The 24,205-nt window shown below is 70.8% G+C and carries 16 protein-coding genes, 1 tRNA gene and 6 pseudogenes; 11 read left to right on the plus strand and 12 right to left on the minus strand.

Going from position 1 to position 24,205, the window contains the following annotated elements; all coding sequences use genetic code 11:
• Positions 1-313: 313 nt before the first annotated feature.
• Positions 314-1,282 (minus strand): winged helix-turn-helix domain-containing protein, encoded by a 969-nt coding sequence (locus AB0915_RS09460; RefSeq protein ID WP_366690516.1) that lies wholly within the window; start codon positions 1,280-1,282, stop codon positions 314-316.
• A 58-nt stretch (positions 1,283-1,340) separates the two neighbouring features.
• Here AB0915_RS09460 and AB0915_RS09465 point away from each other — a divergent pair.
• Positions 1,341-1,574 (plus strand): annotated as a pseudogene (locus AB0915_RS09465) (MFS transporter); the annotation flags it as partial.
• A gap of 135 nt (positions 1,575-1,709) precedes the next feature.
• Here AB0915_RS09465 and AB0915_RS09470 read toward each other — a convergent pair.
• Complete coding sequence (locus tag AB0915_RS09470) at positions 1,710-4,148, minus strand: SpoIIE family protein phosphatase (RefSeq protein WP_366690517.1); 2,439 nt, start codon at positions 4,146-4,148, stop codon at positions 1,710-1,712.
• Between the two features lie 161 nt (positions 4,149-4,309).
• Here AB0915_RS09470 and AB0915_RS09475 point away from each other — a divergent pair.
• The 5 genes and pseudogenes from AB0915_RS09475 to AB0915_RS09495 all read left to right on the plus strand — a co-directional run.
• Positions 4,310-4,705: pseudogene (locus AB0915_RS09475) on the plus strand (enoyl-CoA hydratase-related protein); the annotation flags it as partial.
• 232 nt (positions 4,706-4,937) lie between these two features.
• Positions 4,938-5,663, plus strand: coding sequence for an FCD domain-containing protein (locus tag AB0915_RS09480; RefSeq protein WP_366690518.1), 726 nt, complete (start codon positions 4,938-4,940; stop codon positions 5,661-5,663).
• Between the two features lie 136 nt (positions 5,664-5,799).
• Positions 5,800-6,567 (plus strand): (Fe-S)-binding protein, encoded by a 768-nt coding sequence (locus AB0915_RS09485; protein ID WP_366690519.1) that lies wholly within the window; start codon positions 5,800-5,802, stop codon positions 6,565-6,567.
• Positions 6,564-8,102: a lactate utilization protein B gene (locus AB0915_RS09490; RefSeq protein WP_366690520.1), complete on the plus strand. Its 1,539-nt coding sequence runs from the start codon at positions 6,564-6,566 to the stop codon at positions 8,100-8,102. The genes AB0915_RS09485 and AB0915_RS09490 overlap by 4 nt, the downstream gene beginning before the upstream one ends.
• On the plus strand, positions 8,099-8,731 hold the full coding sequence (locus AB0915_RS09495) for an LUD domain-containing protein (RefSeq protein WP_366690521.1): 633 nt from the start codon (positions 8,099-8,101) through the stop codon (positions 8,729-8,731). Before AB0915_RS09490 ends, AB0915_RS09495 begins: the two co-directional genes overlap by 4 nt.
• Positions 8,732-8,777: 46 nt before the next feature.
• On the opposite strand, the gene AB0915_RS09500 is transcribed toward AB0915_RS09495, so the two are convergent.
• From AB0915_RS09500 to AB0915_RS09520, 5 genes and pseudogenes are all read right to left on the minus strand, one after another.
• A complete protein-coding gene (locus AB0915_RS09500) occupies positions 8,778-10,664 on the minus strand; it encodes a DUF2264 domain-containing protein (protein ID WP_366690522.1) in 1,887 nt (628 codons plus the stop codon).
• A gap of 52 nt (positions 10,665-10,716) precedes the next feature.
• Positions 10,717-10,839, minus strand: a pseudogene (locus AB0915_RS09505) (NAD(P)-dependent oxidoreductase); the annotation flags it as partial.
• A 283-nt stretch (positions 10,840-11,122) separates the two neighbouring features.
• Positions 11,123-11,305, minus strand: a pseudogene (locus AB0915_RS09510) (substrate-binding domain-containing protein); the annotation flags it as partial.
• Between the two features lie 148 nt (positions 11,306-11,453).
• Positions 11,454-12,983 (minus strand): amino acid permease, encoded by a 1,530-nt coding sequence (locus AB0915_RS09515; protein ID WP_366690523.1) that lies wholly within the window; start codon positions 12,981-12,983, stop codon positions 11,454-11,456.
• An 86-nt stretch (positions 12,984-13,069) separates the two neighbouring features.
• Complete coding sequence (locus AB0915_RS09520; protein WP_366690524.1) at positions 13,070-14,077, minus strand: hypothetical protein; 1,008 nt, start codon at positions 14,075-14,077, stop codon at positions 13,070-13,072.
• 385 nt (positions 14,078-14,462) lie between these two features.
• Between AB0915_RS09520 and AB0915_RS09525 the strand changes: the two genes are divergently transcribed.
• The gene (locus tag AB0915_RS09525; RefSeq protein ID WP_366690525.1) at positions 14,463-15,896 is read left to right on the plus strand and encodes an FGGY family carbohydrate kinase; all 1,434 of its coding nucleotides are present in this window, start codon (positions 14,463-14,465) and stop codon (positions 15,894-15,896) included.
• A gap of 372 nt (positions 15,897-16,268) precedes the next feature.
• On the opposite strand, the gene AB0915_RS09530 is transcribed toward AB0915_RS09525, so the two are convergent.
• Both AB0915_RS09530 and AB0915_RS09535 read right to left on the minus strand, forming a co-directional pair.
• The gene (locus AB0915_RS09530) at positions 16,269-16,655 is read right to left on the minus strand and encodes a hypothetical protein (protein WP_366690526.1); all 387 of its coding nucleotides are present in this window, start codon (positions 16,653-16,655) and stop codon (positions 16,269-16,271) included.
• Positions 16,656-16,736: 81 nt separating this feature from the next.
• Positions 16,737-17,231: a DUF309 domain-containing protein gene (locus AB0915_RS09535; RefSeq protein ID WP_366690527.1), complete on the minus strand. Its 495-nt coding sequence runs from the start codon at positions 17,229-17,231 to the stop codon at positions 16,737-16,739.
• Positions 17,232-17,338: 107 nt separating this feature from the next.
• Between AB0915_RS09535 and AB0915_RS09540 the strand changes: the two genes are divergently transcribed.
• Together AB0915_RS09540 and AB0915_RS09545 are read left to right on the plus strand one after the other, a co-directional pair.
• Complete coding sequence (locus AB0915_RS09540) at positions 17,339-19,963, plus strand: AAA family ATPase (RefSeq protein WP_366690528.1); 2,625 nt, start codon at positions 17,339-17,341, stop codon at positions 19,961-19,963.
• 50 nt (positions 19,964-20,013) lie between these two features.
• Positions 20,014-20,087: transfer RNA gene (locus AB0915_RS09545), tRNA-Pro, on the plus strand.
• Between the two features lie 99 nt (positions 20,088-20,186).
• Here AB0915_RS09545 and AB0915_RS09550 read toward each other — a convergent pair.
• A pseudogene (locus tag AB0915_RS09550) lies at positions 20,187-20,450 on the minus strand (tyrosine-type recombinase/integrase); the annotation flags it as partial.
• A gap of 179 nt (positions 20,451-20,629) precedes the next feature.
• On the opposite strand from AB0915_RS09550, the gene AB0915_RS09555 reads away from it, so the two are divergent.
• Complete coding sequence (locus tag AB0915_RS09555; RefSeq protein WP_366690529.1) at positions 20,630-21,823, plus strand: sensor histidine kinase; 1,194 nt, start codon at positions 20,630-20,632, stop codon at positions 21,821-21,823.
• On the plus strand, positions 21,820-22,476 hold the full coding sequence (locus AB0915_RS09560; protein ID WP_366690530.1) for a response regulator transcription factor: 657 nt from the start codon (positions 21,820-21,822) through the stop codon (positions 22,474-22,476). Before AB0915_RS09555 ends, AB0915_RS09560 begins: the two co-directional genes overlap by 4 nt.
• Positions 22,477-22,593: 117 nt before the next feature.
• On the opposite strand, the gene AB0915_RS09565 is transcribed toward AB0915_RS09560, so the two are convergent.
• The gene (locus AB0915_RS09565) at positions 22,594-23,772 is read right to left on the minus strand and encodes an alpha/beta hydrolase (RefSeq protein WP_366690531.1); all 1,179 of its coding nucleotides are present in this window, start codon (positions 23,770-23,772) and stop codon (positions 22,594-22,596) included.
• Between the two features lie 213 nt (positions 23,773-23,985).
• A pseudogene (locus tag AB0915_RS09570) lies at positions 23,986-24,205 on the minus strand (hypothetical protein); the annotation flags it as partial.

A 24,205-nucleotide genomic window follows, 5' to 3' on the forward strand; every position in this document is an offset into this window, starting at 1 on the left:
GTTCAGCTGACGGGATTTCCCGCGCTTTCACCACGCCCGACCGGCAAGGCACCTCTCAGGCGAGATCCTCCCCGCCATCGCGGCGACCTTTGCGGGGCTCGACGCCTCGAATCCAGTGCGAGGCTGAGGCGGGACCCGGTGCTTTGGGTGGTTCCGACCTGTCCGGCGGCCTGCGCCCCCTACGCGATGCGGAGGCCGACGACCGGTGACCACGGGAGCCGGTCCCTCCCGGGTGCTGCCGGCGTCGGCTCTTCACCAGCCCTGATTGCCGTCACGCGGCGACCTACCGGACAACGGGTTTCCGGATGAGTCGTCATCCGGATTCCTGGACTTCCAACAGGGCCTCCCCGACGGCCGTTCGGTAGTAGAGCACGGACCGTCCGGCACGTCTGCGCCGCACAAGGTGAGCGCCAAGAAGGATCTTCAGATGACGGCCCACCGATCCCAGGCCCTGGCCGGTCAACGCCACGAGCTGGGTCGTGCTCTTCGGAGTGTCGAGAAGCACGAGGACGCTCGCCCGCGCCGACCCGAGCAGCGCGCGCAGCGCCTCGGGCACCGGAGCTCGGCCGGTGTCGGCCAGGGCGCCCGAGCACGGGTACACCACGGCGTACCGGTGGGACTCCCATGAGACCCAGCTCTGGCGCGGCGTGACGGGCACGAACATCAAGTGCGCCCCGGAGAGCTCTCGCGGTGGAGAATCATGCGCAGTGATCTGCAAGCGGTTCTCGCCGAGCCAGCGCATTCCCGTGCGCATGTCCTCCAGGGCTGTGATCCAACCGCCCTGGCTCAGCTGCATCGTGCGCCCGATGACGTCCGCCTCGATGATCCGTCGACGACGCGGCCAGTAGGGCAGTACCGTCTGCGTCCATACCCATTCCAAGAGATCCGCTGCGCGATCCGGAAGATCCGAGCGGCACAGTCGGTCCGGGAGCGGTCCGCCCGAGGAGACCGTCAGGTCGGTGCGGGCGGTCGCGGGCGGCGTTTCGCGTATCCGCCTCAGTTCGTCTTCGAATGCCTGCTCGCCCTCGCCTGTCGGTGTGGGGGTGAGGAAGGTCGCGTTCCAGGTGCGCCCCAGAGCGGCCCGGACAAGCAGTGCGGTGAGCGGGTCGTCGGCTTGCCGTGTCCGGTACGCGGGCAGATGGGCGTCGAGCCATATCCGCTCGTCCGGATACGCGGCCGTTCCGCGCTCCAGTGCTTTGAGGCTCGCGGTGGCCTCGGCCAGCGGCGAGACGACGAAGCGGCATTTCGCAAGCGTGTCCGCGTTGACCTGCCACCAGCTCATGTTTCGCCTCCCTGCGAAACAGTAACGTCCCGGCATCGGCGCCACTGAGACTCCGGTCATGCGTACCTATCGGGAACTCTTCCGGACACCGGAGTTCACGCCGCTCTTCCTGTCGTCCACCGGGCAGGTGGCGGCCCAGACGGTGAGCGGGCCGGCCCTGGGAACCCAGGTCTACACGGCGACCGGCTCGCCACTGCTCTCTGCCCTCGCGATGTTCGGTCCCTCACTCACGCAGGTGATCGGCGCGGCGACGCTGCTTTCGGCAGCCGACCGGTTGCCGCCACGTGCGTCACGCGTGCGCCGGCGGCTCGGGCCGCCAGGAATACGTCCACCCGGTCATTGGCGGCGGACTGCGCGGCAACCACTCGGTGGGTTCGTCCGGGGTGCCGATGCGCGGTCCGTGTTACGGGGGGCTTCTGTTTGAGCGTCACATCGCCGGAATCGGTGCTCCGACAGGAGAAAGAACTTGCTCGGCCCAGATGGTCTTGCCGTCGCGGTCGTAGCGGGCGCCCCAACGGGACGCGAGCTGGGCCACGAGGAACAGACCGCGGCCGCCCTCGTCGCCGGTGCGCGCGCGGCGCAGATGCGGGGCGTTGAGGCTGCCGTCGGAGACTTCGCAGATGAGGGCCGTGGCGTGGATGAGACGCAGGGCGATGGGGCCGCGCGCGTGCCGGATGGCGTTGGTGAGCAGCTCACTGACCATCAGCTCGGTGCTGAAGGTGAGTGGTTCCAGGCCCCAGGTGGCGAGCTGACGGGTGGTGAGAGCGCGGGCGTGGGCGACCTGCGCGGGGTCGACCGGCAGCTCCCAGGAGGCGACCCGGCCTGCTTCCAGTACGCGGGTGCGGGCAAGGAGCAGGGCAGCGTCATCGGATCGGTGCTCCGGCAGCAGGGGGGCCACTACGGCATCGCAGAGCTGTTCGAGCGGTCGGGTGGGGCCGGCCATGGTGCGGGACAGCCGCTCGAGTCCGGCGTCGACGTCCCAGCCCGGTGGTTCGATGAGGCCGTCGGTGTAGAGCGCGAGGACAGAGCTGTCCGCGAGACGGCGTTCAGCGGTTTCGAAGGGGAGACCGCCCAGCCCCAGGGGCAGGTTGGGCGGGATGTCGTCGAGGACCTCCACCGCACCATCGGGCTGCACCAGGACGGGTGGGGGATGGCCGGCGCGCGCGAAGGTGCAGATGCGGGAGATGGGGTCGTAGACGGCGTACAGACACGTGGCGCCCTCGCAGTCGGGATCCTCCTCGGTGAGACGGATGACGAGGTCGTCGAGCTGGGTGAGGACCTCGTCGGGAGGGAGGTCGAGGCCGGCCAGTGTATGGACAGCGGTGCGCAGCCGTCCCATGATGGCCGCCGCGTGCAGGCCGTGGCCGGTGACATCTCCGACGACCAGGGCGACACGGGATCCCGACAGGGGCAGGACGTCGAACCAGTCCCCGCCCGCTCCGGCATGGGCGGCAGCGGGCAGATACCGGTGGGCGGTCTCGACGGCGGGGAAATCGGGCAGATCCTGCGGCAGCAGGCTTCGCTGCAGGGCCAGGGCGGTGTTGTGCTCGCGGGTGTAGCGGCGGGCGTTGTCGATGCATACCGCGGCGCGGGACGAAAAGTCCTCGGCGAGGAACAGGTCCCCTTCGTCGTAGGGTCGCGGATCCTGGTGGCGGCCGAAGGTGGCCACACCCAGCGTGATGCCGCGGGCCCGCAGCGGCACTGTCATGTACGAGTGGAAATGGAACTCGCGGATCTTCTCGGCCCGCCGGATGTCGTGAGCGAACCACTCGTCCGCGTCCAGGCTCCGCACCAGTACCGATTGCCCGGTGGCCAGGCTCCGGACCTGTGGCGTGCCCGGGTGGAACGCCACCGTCTCGCCCGCCACGAACACGGCCTCCGGGGCGTGCTCGCGTACGGAACGGAGTCCTGATCGGCGGGTCTGCACCTCCCCGGCCACCGGCCCGGGGGCCGGTTCCTCGCCCCGCACTGTCGCCTCCAGCAGGTCGATGGCGACGAAGTCCGCGAGGCCGGGAACGGCGGCGTCAGCCAGTTCCTGCGCCGTGCGCATCACGTCCAGTGTGGTGCCGATGCGCACGCCGGCCTCGGTCAGCAGCGCCAGCCGTTGCTGGGCCTGATAGCCGTCGGTGACGTCGATGTACATCTGGCACATCCCCAGGACCCGGCCGGCCGGGTCGGTCAGCCGGGAGGAGGAGGTGGAAAACACGTGCTCGCGGTCCGGGTCGGATGCCAGGCGGATGTGCAGCTTGAAGTCGACCACCGGCTCGCCGGTGTCCCGCACCCGCCTCAGGACCCGGTCGATCGTCGGGGGCGAGTCCGGTGATTCATCGCCGATGCGCCGGCCGATGAGCCACTCGGCGGGCAGGGCGGTCGCGCGCTCCGTCGCGGCATTCACCCACAGGTACCGCAGCTCGGTGTCCGTGACGGTCACTGGGATCGGGGACTGGCTGAAGAGCGCCTCCAGGATCGCGCGATTGACCTCCTCGCGTTCCACCTCGCGCGCGTCGGCGGCGCTGACGGACCAGCCGGCCTGGCCCTCCCTGCTGAGCACGGGCCGCACACGCACCGCTACCGACACCTCGTGCCCGTCGCGGTGCCTCATGCCCAGTACGCCGTCCCAGCTCTGCCCGGCTTTATGCCGTACCCGGGCAGCCACCGCCGCTTCCCGGTCCTTCCGGGTGGTCAGCAGATCCACCGCCGGCTTTCCGCAGACGTCGTCCGCGGGGTATCCGAGAAGTGCTTCCGCCTGCGGGCTCCACAGGGAGATCGCGCCGTTGCCCGCCACATATGCGATGGCCGTGCACGCACCCGGCAGTGAGTCTCCCGCCCCTGCGTCGAGGCCCCCGGAAACCTTGGTTACGCGCACCGGCACCACCTCGTCCCAGGCCTCTCCCTGCCCATGATAGGGACCGGGGTGGTGCCTGACTCCTCGAGCGCGCGGTGCCCGGCGGGCCGTGGCCCGGGGGAGGGGGCCGGGCCGGTCGGTGGGTGCCAGGGGGACGGATCAGTCGCCGGCCGGCGCGCCCCGGGGTGTTCTGCCGCCGCTGGGGCGTGCCGCTGGTGGACGGCGGTACGGTGCGCCTGCCGCGCCTGATCGGGGAGAGCCGCGCCATGGACATGATCCTCACCGGGCGCCCTGTCGCGGCGGCCGAGGCGTACGACATCGGGCTCGCCAACCGGCTCGTCCCGACCGGAGAGGCCCGCCGTGCGGCGGAACAACTCGCCAGGGAGATCGCCGCGTTCCCGCAGCTCTGCCTGCGCCATGACCGGCTCTCCGTGCGTGAGCAGCACGGCCTGAGCGAGCCGGACGCCCTGGCGGCCGAGTACCGGCACGGGATGGTCCCGCTGGCCGCGGGGGAGACGCAGGCCGGCGCCGACCGGTTCGGCGGTGGTGCGGGCCGCCACGGCTCGTTCACCTACTGAGGCCTTACCTGCCGAGCGGGGCTCCCTCCCCGTCGGCGAAGCGTGCCGAAGGGGTCGATCCCGGCGTCCGGCGGAACATCGTCGTGAACGCACCGGGCGTCGCGCAGCCGAGGACGTCCGCGTTCCGTGTGCTGCGGGAGGCAACGGGGGCAGCTACGGTGCGCCGAATCTTTGGTCCGACCACATGGCGTGTGTGACATAGTGGGAGGAAATTCGAGGCAGGGGGTGAACGGTGCCCGTCGAGTGGCAACCCGTACGGCAGTCCCGTACGCATGAGCTCGTGCTCCAGAGCATCGAGGAGCGGGTGTTCGCGGGAGAGCTCAAGGCGGGGGACCGTCTGCCGCCCGAGCGTGAACTCGCACCGGTGCTCGGAGTCAGCCGATCCGCCCTGCGTGAGGCGCTGCGGGTGCTGGAGACGATCGGGGTGCTCGTCGCCCAGCCCGGGCGCGGCCCGGACGCGGGGGCGCGGATCGTACGCAACCCCGACGACGCACTCGGCCGGTTGCTGCGGCTCCATTTCGCCCTCGGCAGCTACAGCCTGGAGGACGTCCTCGAGGCGCGCGTCGTGCTCGAACGGTCCAGCTTCGAAGCGGCGGCCACCCACGCCTCCGCCGAGGACCTGGACGAGGCAGAGCGCCTGCTCGTACGGATGGGGGAGCCGGATGTCGGAGTCTTTGAGTTCAACGACCTGGACACCCGGTTCCACGTGCAGATCGCCCGCAGCTCCGGCAACGAGCTGACCTCCACCCTCACCTCCGCCGTGCGCGAGTCCGTACGTCCGCTGATTCTGCGGGCACTGGAGGCGGCCGAGGACTGGCCGGCCACGGCGGGCGGGCTCAACGCACAGCACGCCGAACTGCTGCGGCTGGTGCGCGCGGGCAAGGGTGCGAAGGCGGCCGATCTGGTCGAGCGGCACATCCGCAGCCTGCACGGCACGCTGGTGGACGAGAAGGAATAGCCCGCAGGGTGCCGGGCGACGAGGGGGCGGTGCGCAGGCGCACCGCCCCCTCGCGCGTGTCCTTCCCTTCCTCTTCCGGACCGAGGCTAGTATGGTCCGACCATATAAAGGCCAGAGAATCGATCGGAGAGGCTCCATGCGCATCGGACTCTTCGCCACCTGTCTGGGAGACACGCTCTTCCCCGAGGCGGTGAAATCCACCGCGGTCCTGCTCGCCCGGCTGGGACATGAGGTGGTGTTCCCGCCGGAGCAGACCTGCTGCGGCCAGATGCACGTCAACACCGGCTACCAGCGCGAGCCCGTCCCGCTGGTGCGGAACTTCGCCGAGCAGTTCGGCGACCCGTCCATCGACGCCGTCGTCATGCCCTCGGGATCCTGCGCCGGATCGGTCCGCCACCAGCACGAGATCGTGGCCGAGCGGTACGGCGACGCGGCGTTGCGCGCGGGCGTCGCCACGGTCAAGGCCAAGACGTACGAGCTTTCGGAGTTCCTCGTCGACGTCCTGGACGTCACCGAGGTCGGCGCGTACTTCCCGCACCGCGTCACCTACCACCCCACCTGCCACTCCCTGCGGATGCTCCGCGTCGGCGAGAAGCCGCTGAAGCTGCTGCGCGCCGTCGACTCCATCGACCTCGTCGAGCTCCCCGAGGCCGACTCCTGCTGCGGGTTCGGCGGTACCTTCGCCGTGAAGAACGCGGAGACGTCGACCGCGATGCTCCAGGACAAGATGCGCGCCATCGCCACCACGGAAGCGGCCGTGTGCACCGCCGGGGACTCGTCCTGCCTGATGCACATCGGCGGCGGACTCTCCCGTATCAAGTCGGGCACGCGCACCCTGCACCTCGCGCAGATCCTCTCCTCCACCCGCACCTCGCCGTACGTCCTGACGGAGGCCGTCCGATGAGCAGCACCTTCCTCGGCATGCCCGCCACCCCGCCCCGCTCCCCGTACGGGACCGGAAATCTGCGCGGCGACCGGACGTTTCCCGCGGCCGCCCACGACGAGCTCCGCAACGAACAACTGCGCCGCAACCTGGGCAAGGCCACCCGCACGATCCGCGCCAAGCGCCTGAACGTCACCGGCGAACTCCCCGACTGGGAGCAGTTGCGCGACGCCGGATCGGCCATCAAGACCGACACCATGAACCGGCTCCCCGAGCTCCTGGAGCAGCTGGAGCAGAAGGTCACCGAGCGTGGTGGCACCGTCCACTGGGCGCGCGACGGCGTCGAGGCCAACGAGATCGTCACCCGGCTCGTCCGGGCGACCGGATCCACGGAGGTCATCAAGGTCAAGTCGATGGCCACCCAGGAGATCGGTCTCAACGAACACCTGGAATCGGCCGGCATCACCCCGTACGAGACGGACCTCGCCGAGCTCATCGTGCAGCTCGCCCATGACAGACCGTCACACATCCTGGTGCCCGCGATCCACCGCAACCGCGACGAGATCCGGCAGATCTTCCTCAAGGAGATCCCTGGCGTCGACCCGCGGCTCGACAACGTGCCCGCCCATCTCGCCGCCGCGGCCCGCGCCTATCTGCGCGAGAAGTTCATGACGACGAAGGTGGCCGTCTCGGGTGCCAACTTCGGGATCGCCGAGACCGGCACCCTGTCCGTCGTCGAGTCCGAGGGCAACGGCCGGATGTGCCTGACCCTGCCCGAGACCCTGATCACCGTCATGGGCATCGAGAAGGTGCTGCCGCGCTATCAGGACCTCGAAGTCTTCCTGCAGTTGCTGCCGCGCTCATCGACCGGGGAGCGGATGAACCCGTACACCTCGATGTGGACGGGTGTGACGCCCGGCGACGGACCGCAGGACTTCCATCTGGTCCTCCTCGACAACGGACGGACCGCCGCGCTGGCCGACCGGATCGGGCGCGAGGCGCTCAACTGCATCCGCTGCTCCGCCTGTCTCAACGTCTGCCCGGTATACGAACGGGCCGGCGGTCACGCGTACGGATCGACCTACCCCGGACCGATCGGCGCGGTCCTCACGCCGCAGCTCGCCGGGATGCACGCCGCCAAGGACGACCCCAACAGCTCCCTGCCGTACGCCTCCAGCCTCTGCGGCGCCTGCTTCGACGCCTGCCCCGTCAAGATCGACATCCCGTCGCTTCTGGTCGAGCTGCGCCACCAGCACACCGAACAGTCCGGCACGACAGCGGAGAAGCTGGCCATGAAGGCTGCGGCCGGCGTGATGAAGCGGCCGAAACTGTTCACGGCCGCGCAGAAGGCCGCGGGGCTCGGGCGGGTGCTCGGCGGGCGGGACGGGAAGATCTCGCATCTGCCGCCGCCGTTCAGCGGATGGAGCGACAGCCGTGACACCGCGGCGCCGCCGAAGCAGTCCTTCCGGTCGTGGCTGGCGTCGGACGAGGGTGACGCGACCATGCGGGCCGCCGCCGACGAGTACGACAGGAACCAGCAGGAGGAGGAGAAGTGACGACCGCTCGCGCCACAGTGCTCGGCCGGGTCCGGGACGCCCTGTCCCTCGCCCCCACCCCGGACACCACCATCCCGCGCGACTACCGGACCGGCCGCACGCTCCCCGACGACGAGCGACTCGCACTCTTCACCGACCGGCTCGTCGACTACAAGGCGCAGGTGCACACCTGCACGGCCACCCGCACCGCCGAGGTGATCGCGGAGGTGCTGGACGGGCTCGGTGCGCGGAGTATCGGGGTGCCCGCCGGACTCGACGAGCAGTGGCTCGGCGCGTACGACGGTGACGTCCAGCCGGACTCCGCCGGCATTCCGGCGCCCCGGCTCGACGCGCTGGACGCGGTGGTCACCGCGTCAGCCGTCGGCTGCGCCGAGACCGGCACGATCTTCCTCGACGGCTCGCCCGACCAGGGGCGGCGGGCCCTGTCGCTCGTCCCCGACCTCCATGTGTGTGTCGTCGATCTGTCGGCCGTCGAGGTGGGGGTGCCGGAGGCGGTCGCGCGGTTGGTGCCGGAGCGCCCGACGACGCTGATCAGCGGGCCGTCGGCCACATCGGACATCGAGCTGGAGCGGGTCGAAGGGGTCCACGGTCCGCGCACGCTGGTGGTCGTGATCCGCGTCGACGCGTAGGAGGCGTCCGCCGGACGGCCAGGAGGACGTCCGGCGGACCGTACGGTCAGCGGTGCTCGACCGTCAGCGGTTCGAAGCCGATACGGGTCGTCGACCCGTCGTCGGCCCAGCCGACCTCGACCGCGTCGCCGTCCACGTTCACCCCGCTCACGGCCACCGCGAGTGCCGTCGGCTCCGGCTCCGCCGTCAGCGACGCGAGCGACACCAACAGAACCGTTCCCTCCGCGTCCGCGCCCAGCCTCGGCAACACCGCCCACCGGGTGTACGCCGTGCCCTGCGGAGCCCGTACCTCGTCCTGGGTCTCCCAGCCGTGCAGGCCGTGCAGGCCGGACCGTACGGAGTCGTCCGGGCCGGTCGCCCAGCCCGTCTGCTCCACCCGTGCCCCGGCCGGGGCGCCCAGCACCCGGTGCACCCGCAGCTCGTACCGGCCGCGGACCACCGTGACGCTCTCCACCCGCATCCCCGGCACCATCGGCGGACCGGACCTGAAGACAGGGCGGTGCCAGGACGCCGCCCAGCCCCAGCCGTCGCCCCCTCCCGCGCCCAGCGGGTGGATGCTGCGACGGCTGCTGCGTACTCCGCCGACGACGACGGCCAGGTGGTTGTCCGCAGCGTTCACCCTCGACGTGGGGCCGGTCACCGTGGAGTACGACCAGCGGCTGTACAGCGGGTCGTCCTGCACACCCGACTCGCCCTCGTGCGGCCGGACATGGTCGCTGCCGTGGTTGTGCAGCCGCACGATGCCGTCCGTCCGGGTGGACTGGATCAGCAGGCCGGGGGCGGGCAGCGCCAGCACCCGGTCGGGGCCCTCGCTGGGCGCGGGCTCCTCGGTCGCCGTCCACAGCGGATGGCCGTCCGGGGCGAGCAGCGCGACGAACGCCTTGGACGCCCAGTACGGGGACGCGGGGCCCGAGTAGTGCTGCAGCGTCGCCTCGTGCGGGCCGTGCCAGCCCAGGCTCAGCAGCCCGTCCGTGCCCGTGGCGCCGCGGTCCAGGAAGTAGCGCAGCGATCCGCTGATCACCCGCCGCGAGGCGCCGGGAGAGAGCGGGGTGTGCCCGGTGACGGCGCCCAGCGCGACCGCCGAACCGGCCGCGAACCGGTAGGTCAGCGAACGCCCGAAGTGGACCGGGGCACCGTCGCCGCCGAACAGCAGCGTGTAGTTGTCCAGGTGCTCGCGCAGCCGGGAGCCGTAGTGCGCGGACAGTTCCGGGTCGCCCGACAGGTGCGCGTCCAGCATCGGGTAGAGGTGCAGTGCCCAGCCGTTGTAGTGGTCGAAGGCGCGGTGGTCCCCGTCGGAGTACCACCCCTGTCCGCGGTACCAGCCCTCCAGCAGGTCCAGCGCCCGTCCCTTCGCCCGGGACGTCTCGGCGTCACCGCGGCCCACCGACTCCAGGAACGCGGCCACGGAGTGGGGGAACAGGTACCAGTTGTTGGGCGAGGGCGTGTGCCGCAGCGCGCCGCGCAGCCACTCCTCGGCGCGGTCCTGCACACCGGCGTCCAGCCGGTCCCACAGCCAGGGACGGGTCAGCCGCAGCCCGATGGCGACCGAGGCGGACTCGACCATCGGCTGGCCCTGCACATGGTGGTCGAGGATCAGCGGCCAGGACTCCAGGTCGTCCCGGCCAGGCGTCCGCGTACCGGCCCCGAGACCGTCCGCGTACCGGTCGAGCCAGCCGTGCGGGTCCTTGCCGTCCGCGCCCGCGACCCGGAACGCGGCGGCGAGGAACGTACGGGCATAGCCCTCCAGACCGTCCGAGCGCACCCCGGAGGCCGATGGCCGCCCCGGCAGGTCGAGCAGGGCGCTGCCGGGGGTGGACCACTGCCAGGCCGCCCGCAGGAGCCCGTCCGCCGCTGCCTCCCAGTGCGCCCGGGTGTAGCCGGTGTGCGGGCTCAAGCCGCGGTGTTCGGAGGGGAGTTCAAGAGGAGGGGTCATGCGAGGAATGCCGGCCTTTCGGGTCGTACGGGTGGGCGAAGCCGTCGCCCGCGGCCCAGCGGTCGATGACGGCGCCCCGCGAGGTGTTGATGAGCACCCCGTCGGGGTGCATCGACATGAGCAGTTCGCGGCTGACGAGACCGAGGGTGGCGGGCAGCAGCGGAGTGTGGACGCTCGACCCGCTGGCTGCCGCGCAGAGCGGACCAGAAGGTGATGTGCGTGGCGCCCTTTGCCCGGTGCTGATGGCGTTGTTCGTGCTGCCCGACTGCGATGCGCCGTCGCTGCTGCAGGCGCTGAGCGCGCCTGTGAGAGGCAGGGCGGCGAGCGTGGCGAGCACGGATCGACGGCTCTGTCGGCCAGGCATGGGTGCCTCCCGCGGCTCCTGATTCACGACACGGGGAATCCTGATCGACTGATCGGTACCGGTCAATAGATCGATCAGAAGAAAATGAAAGCGGTCAAACGCTCAATTCTTGACGGGAGATGACCTCCTGGGCCGAACCGCGCACCTTCCGCGCGCGCAGCAGCTCCGTCCGGCGCACCGGTCCGGTCGTACCGGCGGGCCCGGTCAGCCGGTGCAGCAGCAGTTCGGCCGCCGCCCGCCCGATCTCCGCCTTCGGCGGCGCCACCGCGGTCAGCGGCGGGCGAATGGTGCTCGGCGCGACCGCGCTCGGCGGACTCCAGCTGCCGCTGCGCTGACCGCACCCCATGGCATGACGAGACCCTCCTGGACCGGACGGTCCAGGAGGGTTCGAGGAGAAACCTGAAGAGAGCGCGGAAGCCGTCGTGTCAGACGATGTCCGCGGCGATCTCCGCCTGCTCACGGGCGTTCCCGTACGCCGACGGCGTGCTGTAGGAACGGCGCGCGACGAACCACCAGACGGTGGCCAGGACGAGTACGGCGACGAGCGCGACCGACGCGTAGTTCATCGAGTCGATGGTCACCGGCGACGACTGCGGAAGCAGGAAGAGTACGGTCACGATGGCGACCCACACCACGGCGATCCAGCCGATCGGCTTGGACCAGCGACCCAGGTGCCAGGGACCCCGCTCGAAGCGGTCCCCGGCGCGCAGCTTCAGGAAGATCGGGATCGCGTAGGCGGGCGTGATACCGATGACGTTGATCGCGGTCACCGCACCGTAGGCGGTGGCCGAGTACAGCGACGGCAGCGCCAGCAGTCCGGCGACGGCGACCGACAGCCACACGGCGGGGACCGGCGTCTGGGTGCGGGTGCTCACCTTGCGCCACAGCGCCGAACCCGGCAGCGCGTTGTCGCGGCTGAACGCGAACACCATGCGGCTCGCGGCGGCGACCTCGGCGTTGCCGCAGAACAGCTGGGCCGCGATCACGATCAGCAGCAGGGCGGTGGCGCCCGAGGTGCCGAGCGCGTCGATCAGGATCTGGGCCGGAGGCACACCGGTGGCACTCTCCTGGGTGCCCACGTAGTCCTGGATCGCGAACGTCAGGCCGGCGAGCAGCACGAAACCGGCGATCCAGGAGACCCAGATCGCGCGGACGATGCCGCGGGCCGCCGACACCGAGGCGTTCGCGGTCTCCTCGGACAGATGGGCGGAGGCGTCGTAGCCACAGAAGGTGTACTGCGCCAGCAGCAGGCCGATCGCCGCCACATAGAGCGGGTTCTCCCAGCCCGTGTCATTGACGAACTCGGTGAAGACGAACGACGGCGACTGGTGGTGGGAGGGAACGATCGCCAGCACGGCGACGATCACGGCGACGCCGGCCAGGTGCCACCACACGCTGATCGAGTTGAGCACGCTGACCAGACGGACCCCGAAGAGGTTCAGCACGGCGTGCAGCAGCAGGATGCAGAGGAAAATGATCATGGTCTTGCCGGGGGTGGGGGTGAAGCCCCACTGCAGGTTCATCAGCGCGCCGGTGAACAGCGCGGCACCGTAGTCGATACCCGCGATCGCACCGAGCAGACCGAGCAGGTTCAACCAGCCCGTGTACCAGCCCCACTTGCGGCCGCCGAGCCGGTCGGCCATGTAATACAGCGCCCCGGACGTCGGGTACGCGCTGGTGACCTCGGCGAGGGCCATGCCGACGCAGAGGACGAACAGGCCGACGCCGGCCCAGCCCCACAGCATCACCGACGGGCCGCCGGCCGACATGCCGAAGCCGTACAGGGTCATGCAGCCGGACAGGATCGAGATGACGGAGAAGCTGATGGCGAAGTTGCCGAAGCCGCCCATGCGACGGGCCAGCACCGGCTGGTAGCCGAGTTCGCGCAGCCGCTGCTCCTCGTCCTTCTGGGGAGCGGCCTGCGCCCCCGACTGGGTCGAGGCGGATATGGACATGAGGGGAAGCCTCCGTGAAGGGGAAGGGGAAAGGGGAAGGAAAGGGGTCGGGGACGGTTTGTGGCCGGGGAGAGACCGTGCCGGGGTCAGTCGTGCGGTCCCCGGCCCGGTTCGGGTGCCGCGGCGAGACAGCGGGTCCGGGCGCGCAGATACACGTCCTCGGCGCCCGAAGGGTCGCGGGGGTCGGGGGCGCGACAGGCCCAGGGAAGCGTGGTGTAGTAAGGGCCGAGTGCCCGGAACACCGGTGCCGCGTCGGCGAATTGCAAGGCACCCCACAGGGCGTGGGCGAGATGGTTGACGTCGAGCAGGGAGTGCCTGGCCGGATCCGTTCGGTGGAACCAGAGGCGGAGGGCCCGTTCGGCGTCCCGCTCGGCGTCCTCGGTGACCCAGTGGAGATCCAGCGCCTTCTCGTGACCGTGTTCGCGGCGGTAGCGCTCCACCCGCACGTACAGCGGAAGAACATGGAGCGCGGATCCTTCGGGCGCCGAAGATGCCGCCCATTGCGCGAAGTTGACCGCCTCGGAGAGGGTTCCGCCGGCCTTTCGCGCGTAGACGAACTGGAGCATCCGGTGGTAGGCCTCGCGGTTGGAGGGATCGCGCCGGTCGGCCTCCGCCAGCAGCCCCCACGGGCCGGGAAAGAGCATGGGCCCCGGCGGATGCAGCCGGTGCTCCTGGAGTTCCTGCCGCTCGTCCAACTGGGACAGGGCCAGCAGACACACCCAGGGCACCGGGTCGGCGGGGGTGGCGTGGGCGGCCGACCTACAGGCCTCCCAGGCCTCCCGCCACAACTCCTGCGCCTGGTGATGTCCCTCGCGGTGGGCGCGCATGGCACGCTCCACCACGACCCGTGCGTGCATCACGGCAACCGCGACACTCCGGGGTTCCTCGGCCCGCCAGGCCTGCACCGCGTCGGAGCCTGCGGCGACGGCGCCGAGCACCTGGGTGCGCTGGGTCCACAGCGTCCAGTCCGGGGTGCTTTCCAGCAGATTCCGCATGGATACCCAGCGGCCGGTGCGCAGGTCCTGTAACGCCGCACGTAATTCGTTGTCGTGCCCGGCCGGGTGATAGACCGGCCGGAAATCACTGGTCGCCATGGACTCGCCCCGCCCCCGTGCACGGCAGCGTATCCGGGCATAAGCGGATGGCCCGGGACGTGCGATATCGGCGCACGCGGGATGGTGTTGGTCTCATCGATCCTCAAGGGCGGGGGTGAAGCGGCTGTTGAAAAATGAACTGCTGGAAGGCGTCCAGTCGTTGCTCGGCGGTGAGTGTAGAGCGCGCTTCCTCGATCTCTCGGCCGATTCGCGGATCTTACTCAAGTCTTATGGGATGGAAGGATGTTGACCATCATTTGGCCATTCCGCAAGGTGTGGAATGCGGGCGCTTGACGTACGCGGTGGTCTGCACCAGTCTGTGCGTCAGCGACCGTTGATCGCGATTCCGCTCAAGCCGCAGAGCTTCCGCACAGCAGGAGTGTCGATGACAGGCCCGGTGCTCGCCGTGGACCAGGGAACGTCCGGCACCAAGGCGCTGGTGATCTGCCCGGAACGCGGCGTGATCGGTTCCGGTGCGGCCCCGGTGCGGCCTCGGTACGGGCCCGGGGGAGTGGTCGAGGCCGACCCCGCCGAGCTGTTCGGATCGGTCGTCGAAGCCGGACGGCAGGCGGTGCGCGAGGCAGGTGAATCGGTGGTCGCCGTCGGGCTCGCGAACCAGGGCGAGACCGTGCTCGCCTGGGACCCGGCAACCGGAAAGCCGCTCACCGACGCCATCGTCTGGCAGGACCGCCGGGCCGAATCGGTCTGCAGCGAACTCGCCGAACATGAAGACGAGTTGAGACAACTCACCGGGCTTCCGCTCGACCCGTACTTCGCCGCACCGAAGATGGCCTGGATCCGCCGTGAGCTGACCCGCGAGGGTGTCGTCACCACCAGCGACTCCTGGCTGGTCCACCGGCTGACCGGGGCGTTCGTCACGGATGCGGCGACCGCCGGCCGTACCCAGCTGCTCGACCTGAACCGGGTCGGCTGGTCACCCGCGGCTCTGGGCATCTTCGGCCTCTCCGGCGAACGGCTCCCCACGGTCGTCGACGCCGCCGGACCGGTCGGTACGACGACAGTGTTCGGCGGCGAACTCCCCCTGACCGGACTGCTCGTCGATCAACAGGCCGCCCTGCTTGCCCAGGGTGCCCTGGAGGCCGGCACCGCCAAATGCACCTACGGCACCGGCGCCTTCCTGCTCGCCCAGACCGGGCCCACGCCCCGCCGCGGCTCCACCGGACTGGTCAGCTGTGTTGCCTGGCGGCTCGACGGCCGTGCCAGCTACTGCCTCGACGGGCAGGTCTACACCGCCGCGTCCGCCGTCCGCTGGCTCACCGACCTCGGAGTGATCTCCGGTGCCGCTGAGCTCGACCCCGTCGGCGCGGGCGTCCCCGACTCCGGCGGTGTGACCTTCGTACCGGCGCTCGCCGGACTCGCCGCACCGTGGTGGCGCAGCGATCTGCGCGGCTCGGTGACGGGACTTGGACTGGACACCACCGCCGGCCACCTGGTGCGCGCCCTGTGCGAGGGCATCGCCGCCCAGGTCGTCGAACTCGCCGACGCCGTCGCCACCGATCTCGGCGTGCCGCTGACCTCGCTCCGTGTGGACGGCGGCCTGACCCGCTCCGCGCTCCTCATGCAGACCCAGGCCGACCTGCTGCAACGGCCGGTCGAGGTGTCTGCGCTCCCGGACGTCACCGCACTCGGGGCCGGGGCCGTCGCCCGCCTCGGCGTCGACCCGAAGCTGTCGCTCCAGCAGGCCGTACCCGCGTGGGAGCCGGCCGCCGTGTACGAACCCAGGATCGGCGCGGACGAGGCCGCCGAACGCCTCGCCCGATTCCGCACCGCGGTGGAGACCCTGCTGGACCGCGGATGACACCGCCGGTCACCACGGCCGGAGACCTGGTCCACAGCCTGCCCGACGGCGACCTACGACGTCACCGTCAACGGCGCAGGCGTCGTCGGCACCGCCCTCGCCCGTGAGCCGGCCCGCTGTCCGATCCGTACCGCCCTCGATGCTCGACCCCGACGGCGCCCGGCCGCTCCACGGCCGCTTCATCCTGCGCACCGCCCGGCGGCTGCCCCGCCCGCACCGTGTCGTCGCCAGGACGGACACGTACTCCACGGGCAGCGGCTGCTACTGCCGGCCGAACCGAACCGGCCGTTCCGGCTGCGCGCCGACTGGGTCGACCGCGGCGATCCGCACGGCGGAACCGTGCGGATCACAGCAGTCTGAATCGGCCAGACGTCAGGGGATCAGCAGCCAGTCCGAACCGATCGCCGCCACCAGGCCGACGGTCAGCAGCCAACTGCCCAAGCGCGTACGGCCGTTCCGGCTGAGCTCGATCACGATCCCGCACAGGATCAGCGCCAGCCCGTACACCCCGACCACCAGAACGGACGACCGGCTCGCGATCCGCAGCGCCAGCACGACCGCCATCGCCGCCATGCCGGCCGAGGAGAGCACGACCCGCAACCGTCTGGCCTGACGCGGCGTCAATCTGCGGTCCCCGGCCCCCGCCCCCTCGACCTCGGCGCCGGCCTCGGCCCCGGCGTCGGTCTCTGGGCCGTTCGTGTCGCTGTCGGGGGCGGCTATCGGGGTGTCCACGGACTGGTCCTGGTCAGAAGTGCTCATGACGCGGGATGGTAATAGTTTCGCGGCGCCGTGTTCACCGCTCCTCCCGACGGTTGCCGAAAACGAACGCCGCCATCCGGCTCATCCATCTTTCCGTCGCAGCCGGGGCGCCTCCTCGGCCGCGTCCACCGTCCGCCCGCCGCCCGTCTCCACCCGCCCGGCCAGCTCCTCCGCCCAGCCGGTCAGCGCATCGATCCCGATCCCGTGCGCCGACGCGTCCCCGTACGCCGAGAGGGCCGCCGCGCCCCGACGCAACAGCCGCGCCCCACCCGTCGCATTGCCGCGCGCGGCATGCGTCAGCCCCACCGCCAGCTGCGCGAGCCCGCGCCACAACTCCCGTTCCGCCTCCGGGCCCGACTTCCACGCGTCCTCGAACACCTCGTGCGCGTGGAACGGCATCCCCGCGTCCAGCAGCCGCTGTGCCTCCCGCAGCGTCTCCTCGGGAGAGCGCACCACACCCTCCGGCTGCCGCGCCACCCCCGGAACCCCGTACGGCAGGGGGCGCCCCAGCCCGTCACGGGGGCGCGCACTGCGCGCCCGGCCCTCGGCATCGCGGTCCCTGCGAGTCTCGTCCACCCGTCGATTGTGCCCCGCACCTGCGGCGAACTGTCCGAACCACTGTCCGTGGACCGCCGCGCACGACTAGTGTCGGCAGTAATCCGTACCACTAGGGGAGGGTAGGCATGAAGCCGTCCCGGCCGCTGTATGAGCGCGAACCGGAACTCGCTGCCGCCGCACAAGCCGTGGACGCCCTGTGCGGCGCCCAGGTAGTAGGCGGGCTGCTGATCTTCAGCGGTGAGGCAGGCATCGGCAAGACAGCTCTGCTCACCGAGATCCAGGCCATGGCCGCGGACCGCTGCACGGTCTGGTCCGCACGCGGCGGCGAGACGGTCACATCCGTGCCGTTCCACGTCGTACGCCAACTCCTGCAGCCCGCGCTCGACCAGTTTCCGCCCGACGAGGTACGCGATCTGTTCGGCGCGTGGTTCGAGATCACCGCACCCGCCCTCGGACTTGCCGAACCCAGCGGCCCGCAGCCCGACCCGCAGGGTGTGCGCGACGGACTCGACCACGTCGTGTCGCAGCTCGCCTCCCGGCTGAGCCACCGTCCGCCGCTGCTGATCATCGACGACGCGCACTGGGCGGACGGCGAATCCCTTGCCTGGCTCGCCTCGTTCACCGCACGCCTCGGCGAACTGCCCGTCCTCGTCGTCCAGGCGCACCGCCCGGAGGAACTGGCGGCGCGCGAGGGGAGCGGCGGCAGCCACCCCGCCCAGGCCCGGGTCGCGCTGCGCGCGCTCACCCCCGAGGCCACCGCGGAACTGGTCCGGGCCATTCTCGGCAGCCACGCCGACGACCCGTTCTGCCGCGAGGTGTGGGCCGTCACCGGCGGCAACCCGTACGAGGCGGTCGAACTCGTCGCCAAGGTGCAGGACCACGAACTGGCACCCCTGGAGGAGTCGGCCGGGCTGCTGCGCGAACTCGGCGCCTCGGCCCGCGGCAGCGGACTCGTCGCCCGGCTCGAACGGCTCGGCACCAACGCCAACCGGTTCGCCTGGGCCGCCGCCGTCCTCGGCACCGAGATTTCCCAGGACCTCGCCGCCACCCTCGCCGGAATGAGCCCCGCGGAGGCCGCCGACTGCACCGCGCGGCTGCGCGACGCCCGTATCGTCAGCGGCTTCGACCCACTGGAGTTCGTCCACCCGCTGATCGCCACCGCCGTGTACCGCTCCATCCCGCCGGCCACCCGCACCGCCATGCACGGCCGCGCCGCCTGGGCGATCACCCGCGCCGGACTCGGCGCCGCCGCGGCCTCTCGCCATCTCCTGGAAGTCCACCCGGACGACGACCAGGAACTGGTCGAGCAGCTCCGCGAGGCAGCCGGCCAGCATCTCGCGGTCGGTGCCCCCGAAGCCGCCCGCCGCTGCCTGGAACGCGCCCTGCAGGAACCGCCGCGCCACCAGGTGCGGGCCACGCTGCTGTACGAGCTGGGCTGCGCGACGCTGCTCAGCTCCCCTCCCACCACCGTCCAGCATCTGCGGGCCGCCCTCGATCTGCCCGAACTCGCCGACGAGGTGCGCGTCGACGCCACCTTCCGGCTCGCCGCCGCCCTCTCCCACAACAACCAGCTGAAGGAAGCGGCGCTGGCTCTCGCCGCCGAGGCCGGGCGCACCGCCCCGGGACCCGGCCGGATGCGGCTCCAGGCCGCGCACTTCATGTGGGAGGGCATGCAGGCCTCCGAGGACGACGGCCCCGGCCGCTCCCGAAGGCTCGCAGCCAACGCCGACCACCTCACCGGCCGCGACAACGCCGAACGCGCCCTGCTCACGCTCCGCGCCTTCGACGCCATGCTCCGGGGCGAGGACTCGCAGCTCGTCGTCGGTCTCTGCGAACGCGCCCTGGTCGACGGCCGCCCGGCCCGCGGTCTCGGGTGGACCGACACCGAATGGGGCTTCGAGTTCCCCACCACGGTGGGGATCACCTATGCCTTCACCGACCAGCTCGACCGGGCCGAGGCACTGTTCAATGAGGCCGTCCGAGCTTTCGAGATCTCCGGCTGGAGCGGCGCGCACCTCGCCTTCGCCCACACCCTCCTCGGTCTCGTCCACCGGCGTCGCGGCAGGCTGGCCGAGGCGGAGGGCTTCCTGCGCGAAGGACTGCGGCTCGCCGACCGTGTGGGCAGCGGCCTGCCCGTCAACTGGATCGCCGCCTGCCTGCTCATCGACACGCTGCTGGCCCGGGGCAGGGTCGCCGAGGCCCGCACGATTGCTGACCGGTACAACTTCGGGACGCCCTATCCCAGTGCGATGGTCATGCCGGACGCACCGTGCGTCCGTGGCCGTCTCCTGCTTGCCGAAGGCCGTACGAAGGAAGCCGTCGCCGAACTCGAAGCAGCCGGCCAGGCTCTTGAACCGCGCGGCCGGTTCAACGGTATCTGGGCTCCCTGGGCGGGCGACCTCGCTCGCGCCCTGGCCGACGAGGACCCGGGCCGCGCAGCCCAGCTCGCCGCCTCGGCCCGGGTGCACGCCGAACGCTTCGGCACGGACACCGCGATCGGCGAGGCCCTGCGCTGCGTCGCCCTGTTCGCTCGCCCCGAGGAGGCCCGGCAGCTGCTGGCCGACGCGGTCCGGCACCTGGAGGCGTCCCCATCCGCGTACGAACACGCCCTGGCCCGTGTCGACTACGGCATCGCCATCCGCTCCCCGCGCGAGCTCGCCCGGGCCCAGAAACTGGCCACGGCGTGCGGCGCCGAAGCACTCGCGACCCGCGCCCATCAGGCACGGACGTCGATCCGGTCTGCGGAGTGAGGTAATGTTTGTCCTGCGGAGCCGCCCGGGAACACCGGGAGGAATCGCATCGGGACGTGGCGCAGCTTGGTAGCGCACTTGACTGGGGGTCAAGGGGTCGCAGGTTCAAATCCTGTCGTCCCGACTCGAAAAGAGTCGCAGGTCAGGGGCTGTTTCAGAGCGATCTGAAACAGCCTCTTGATCGTTTTTGGGGACCAGTCGGGGACCAATTCCCTTGACCGTGTCAGCGAGCGGCCGCGATCGGGCTCGGCAGGGAGCGCGGGGCGCGCAGCACGCTGAGGTGTGCCGAGAGGGCGGCGCCGACGGCGGTGATCTTGTGCACGTCGGGGTGCAGATATCTCTGGGCGGTGGTCAGTGAGCCGTGCCCGGCGATCTTGCGCAGGATGTGCACCTGAACTCCGGCATCGGCGAACCAGGTGAGTCCCGTGTGCCGGAGGTCATGGCGGCGCAGGTGCTCGTACCCGAGCTTGGTGAAGACGGGCTCCCAGCCGGTGCCTTGGCCAGTTGGTTGATTTCGATCACCCGGCCGACGTTGTCGCAGGCTGCGTCCGTATGCCGTCTGACCACCGACGGACCTCCGCGCGAGCCGGTAGCCCTGCGGGCGTACGCCCCCAGGCGGACGGACAGGGTGGAGGGGATGGCTAACATCGCCGGATGGATCAAGCGATGCCGCGCCCTCCGTGGCTGAGACGGCTCCCGTCGGGCGTGGGGACGGCGGCGGCATGGTGCGCTGCCGCACTGTTCGCGCTCGTGCTGTTCGGCACGACGGCGTATCAGATGGGAGCGCGCTTGTGGCCGTCCCGGCACTCGATCCTCCCAGTGCTCGTGCTTCAGGCGGCCATGGCCGTCGTCATGGCGTCTCCGGTCGGCTGGGCCCGCCGCCGACCGCTACCGGTGTTCGGGGTGGTCCTGGCCGAATCGGCGGCAGCCGAAATGCTTACGGGGAAGACGTGGCCGTTCTTCCTGGTGATGGACTGTCTGGTCGGCTACATCGCTGCCACCGGTCCGCGCCGGACCGCCTTTGCGGCGGCCGCCGTCGAGTTGGCCGCCTGGCCCTGCCAGTGGGTGGCAGTGGACCAGGGCCGCGCGACGTTCAGCGACTTTCTCAGCATGCTGTCGGGACTCGCCCTGACCATCGCCGTCTCCTGGCTGATCGGCAGCTCGATCCGCCAGCAGCGCGACTACGGCGTGGCCCTGCGCGCGCAGGCGGTGACCGCGGAACGGTTGCGGATAGCAAGGGAGTTGCACGACATGGTCGCCCACAGCATCGGTGTCATCGCGATCCAGGCCGGCGCGGCGAGCCTGGTCATCGACACCCAGCCCGCCGGAGCGCGCAAGGCACTGGACGCCATCGAGACCACCAGCCGCGAGACGCTGGCCGGACTGCGGCACATGCTCGTTTCGCTCCGCCGGACCGAAGGGGACCCGGCGACGCCCTCTCTCGGCAACCGGTCGGGGGAACCCCCATCGGCAACGGGCCTGGATGCCGTCGACCGGCTGGCCGAGACGACGGTCGGCGCCGGAGTCCGCCTCGACGTGCACTGGCGGGGAGAGCGGCGCCCGCTGCCACCCGAGATCGACCTGGCCGCCTTCCGGATCATCCAGGAGTCGGTCACCAACGCGGTCCGCCATTCCGGCAGCAACCGTTGTCGAGTGTCCGTGGACTACCGGGACGAGGAGTTGGCCATCGAGGTCGTCGACGACGGACGCGGCACGGTGCGCACCGGTGCCGGTGGGGCGGCGGAGACCGGCTACGGGATCTCCGGGATGCGTGAACGGGTCGGTCTGCTGAACGGCCGGTTCAGCGCCGGATCACGGCCCGAGGGCGGGTTCCGGGTGGCGGCGAGGCTGCCGATATGACAATCCGTGTCCTGCTCGCCGACGACCAGCCGCTGGTGCGCGCCGGGCTCACCATGGTCATGACCGACCTCCCGGATCTGGAGATCGCCGGGGAGGCCGGAACCGGCGCCGAAGCGGTTCGACTGGTCCGGGAGCTGAGCCCTGACGTCGTCGTGATGGACATCCGCATGCCCGGCATGGACGGCATCGAGGCCACCCGGACGATCACCGAGGCCGCCACGGCACCGCGCGTCCTCATCCTCACCACGTTCGACGACGACGACAACGTCTATGCCGCGCTGCGTGCGGGGGCGAGCGGGTTCCTGGTCAAGGACATGGCACTGGTGGACATCATCGCGGCGATCCGGGTGGTCGCCCTCGGTGACGGCCTGATCGCACCGAGCGTCACCCGCCGCCTGATCGAGGAGTTCGCCGACCGGCCCGAACCCGCGCCGCCGAGGCGGCAGATCGACGGCGTCACCGAACGGGAGCGCGAGGTGCTGACCCTCGTCGGGCGCGGCCTGTCCAACCGCGAGATCGCTGCCCAGCTGTTCATCGGCCCCGCCACCGTCAAGACCCACGTGGCGCGGCTGCTGACCAAACTCGACGCCCGCGACCGCGTCCAACTCGTCATCGCCGCCTACGAAGCCGGCCTGGTGTCGGCAACCGGTTGAACCTTCGTGCAGCTTGCCATGCGGCGCCGGGCGGGTCGGCATCGGCCGGCCCGCCCGACGAGGACCACGCCTGGTGACACCTCGGCCCGCCGGCCCCTGGCGAGACCGGCGGCGGGATCAGGGCTGCTGGAAGACGACCTCCGGGGCTTCCGGTGACGGTCCGTCGAGCAGCGGCTGCGGGATGCCCTTCAGGTGCAGGTCGAAGAAGGCCCCGAGGTAGGTGCGGGTGATTTCCAGCCCACGCAGCGGGGGAATCGCCCCGACCGGAGCAGGCCTGCCCGCCAGGGTGGCGAGGAGGGCCAGGTCGCTGAAGGTGCCGTGCTCGGAGCCGGTGATCGTCAGCCAGCGCTTCCAGCCGTCCAGGTTCGCCCAGCCCTGAGTCCAGGAGGGGTCCATGCCCGGACTCTCGTGCTCGGCACCGAACAGCAGGAAGGGGCGACCGTGCATGTCGGCGGCCGGATTATGCGACTCCTGGAAACTGCCGTCCATGTTCACCCCCGCCCGCACCCGGTCGTCGGCGGCCATGGCCATGGCGGTGGCGTCTCCGCTGAGGGAGTGCCCGGCCATGCCGATCCGCTTCGGGTCGATCATACGGGCGTACCGCCAGACCGGATGACGCTCAGTCAACTGACTGACGACAAAGGAGAGATCAGTTGCACGACTCCGAGCCACGGCCTCCGATCCTCCCGTGGGGGGCTGGTCGCAGATGGCGCAGGCGAGGGTCTGCTCGCCGGGAAAGGTGATACCGGGGGACTCGTAGGTGTGGTCGACCAGCGCGACGGCGTACCCGCGACTGGCCAGATCCTCGGCGACGCTGGTGAACAGGGCCCGCGGATACCCGAATCCGGGCGAGAGCACAACCAGCGGGAACCTGCCGTGCGCCGGGCGGGCGTCGGCGTGCGCCCAGGTGCGGGTGCCGCTGAGCGCCTCGGGCGAGATGCCGGAGCCCGGTGCCTTCCTTTGCAGCAGCAGCCGGGCCTCCTCGGTGGTCATGTAGGGGGCGGGCCCGCCGGTCCCGGGCCGGGCGGGGTAGTACACCGACACCATCAGCTGCCGGGCTCCCGCAGCCGGCACCCACGGATCCTGGCGGTGCTCGTCGACGAGGTGCAGCGTGCTGCGTCCGACCGCGTGCGGGCCCGTCGGGCGGGGCAGTTCTGCTCGGACGAGCGCGTCCGGGGTCGCGGTGGCAACTGCGGTGGGTCCGGGTGCGGCGAATGCCGTGTCTGCTGCCGCGATCGGTAGCGGCAGGACGAGCGCGAGTACGGCGGCTACGGCAGTGCGACGGATTCTGGTCATGGCACCGACGCTAGATCGCGAGTGGGTCACCTGACGTCCCCTCAGGGGCGGACGGGTTCATCACCCCAGGGGCGGACAGGGCGGCGCCGCCACATCCAGGACCGGGAGCGGCCGGCGCGCGAGCTGCCGATCGTCGCGGAGGCGGGCCTGGATCCTGACCTGACGAGTGACGATCGAGGGAGTTATGGAGTGCGATTACGACCACTTTGGCTGTCAAGTCGATCGTTTTTGCGCACCCATGTCAGTACAGTGCTGCGCGGCCAACATCCCACGGAGTAAGCGGAGTTCAATGACAGTCGCACGTAGGTCGATTCTCAAGGGCCCGTCGGCGGCAGGTGCCGGGATCACGCCGGTCCCGTCCGGAATCAGATACTGGCCGAACAGCAGGTCCTGCCCGGCACGGCGGTGGCGCGCGAGCGTACGCAGCGGCTCC

Origin of the sequence: Streptomyces sp. NPDC048411 (genome assembly GCF_040704695.1) — a bacterium.
GTDB lineage: Bacteria > Actinomycetota > Actinomycetes > Streptomycetales > Streptomycetaceae > Streptomyces.

Coding starts and splice junctions, on each gene's coding strand:
- AB0915_RS09460 (WP_366690516.1), bottom strand. CDS start 1,282: ATGAGCTGGTGGCAGGTCAACGCGGACACGCTTGCGAAATGCCGCTTC.
- AB0915_RS09565 (WP_366690531.1), bottom strand. CDS start 23,772: ATGACCAGAATCCGTCGCACTGCCGTAGCCGCCGTACTCGCGCTCGTC.
- AB0915_RS09525 (WP_366690525.1), top strand. CDS start 14,463: ATGACAGGCCCGGTGCTCGCCGTGGACCAGGGAACGTCCGGCACCAAG.
- AB0915_RS09485 (WP_366690519.1), top strand. CDS start 5,800: ATGCGCATCGGACTCTTCGCCACCTGTCTGGGAGACACGCTCTTCCCC.
- AB0915_RS09500 (WP_366690522.1), bottom strand. CDS start 10,664: ATGACCCCTCCTCTTGAACTCCCCTCCGAACACCGCGGCTTGAGCCCG.
- AB0915_RS09520 (WP_366690524.1), bottom strand. CDS start 14,077: ATGGCGACCAGTGATTTCCGGCCGGTCTATCACCCGGCCGGGCACGAC.
- AB0915_RS09530 (WP_366690526.1), bottom strand. CDS start 16,655: ATGAGCACTTCTGACCAGGACCAGTCCGTGGACACCCCGATAGCCGCC.
- AB0915_RS09540 (WP_366690528.1), top strand. CDS start 17,339: ATGAAGCCGTCCCGGCCGCTGTATGAGCGCGAACCGGAACTCGCTGCC.
- AB0915_RS09555 (WP_366690529.1), top strand. CDS start 20,630: ATGCCGCGCCCTCCGTGGCTGAGACGGCTCCCGTCGGGCGTGGGGACG.
- AB0915_RS09515 (WP_366690523.1), bottom strand. CDS start 12,983: ATGTCCATATCCGCCTCGACCCAGTCGGGGGCGCAGGCCGCTCCCCAG.
- AB0915_RS09560 (WP_366690530.1), top strand. CDS start 21,820: ATGACAATCCGTGTCCTGCTCGCCGACGACCAGCCGCTGGTGCGCGCC.
- AB0915_RS09490 (WP_366690520.1), top strand. CDS start 6,564: ATGAGCAGCACCTTCCTCGGCATGCCCGCCACCCCGCCCCGCTCCCCG.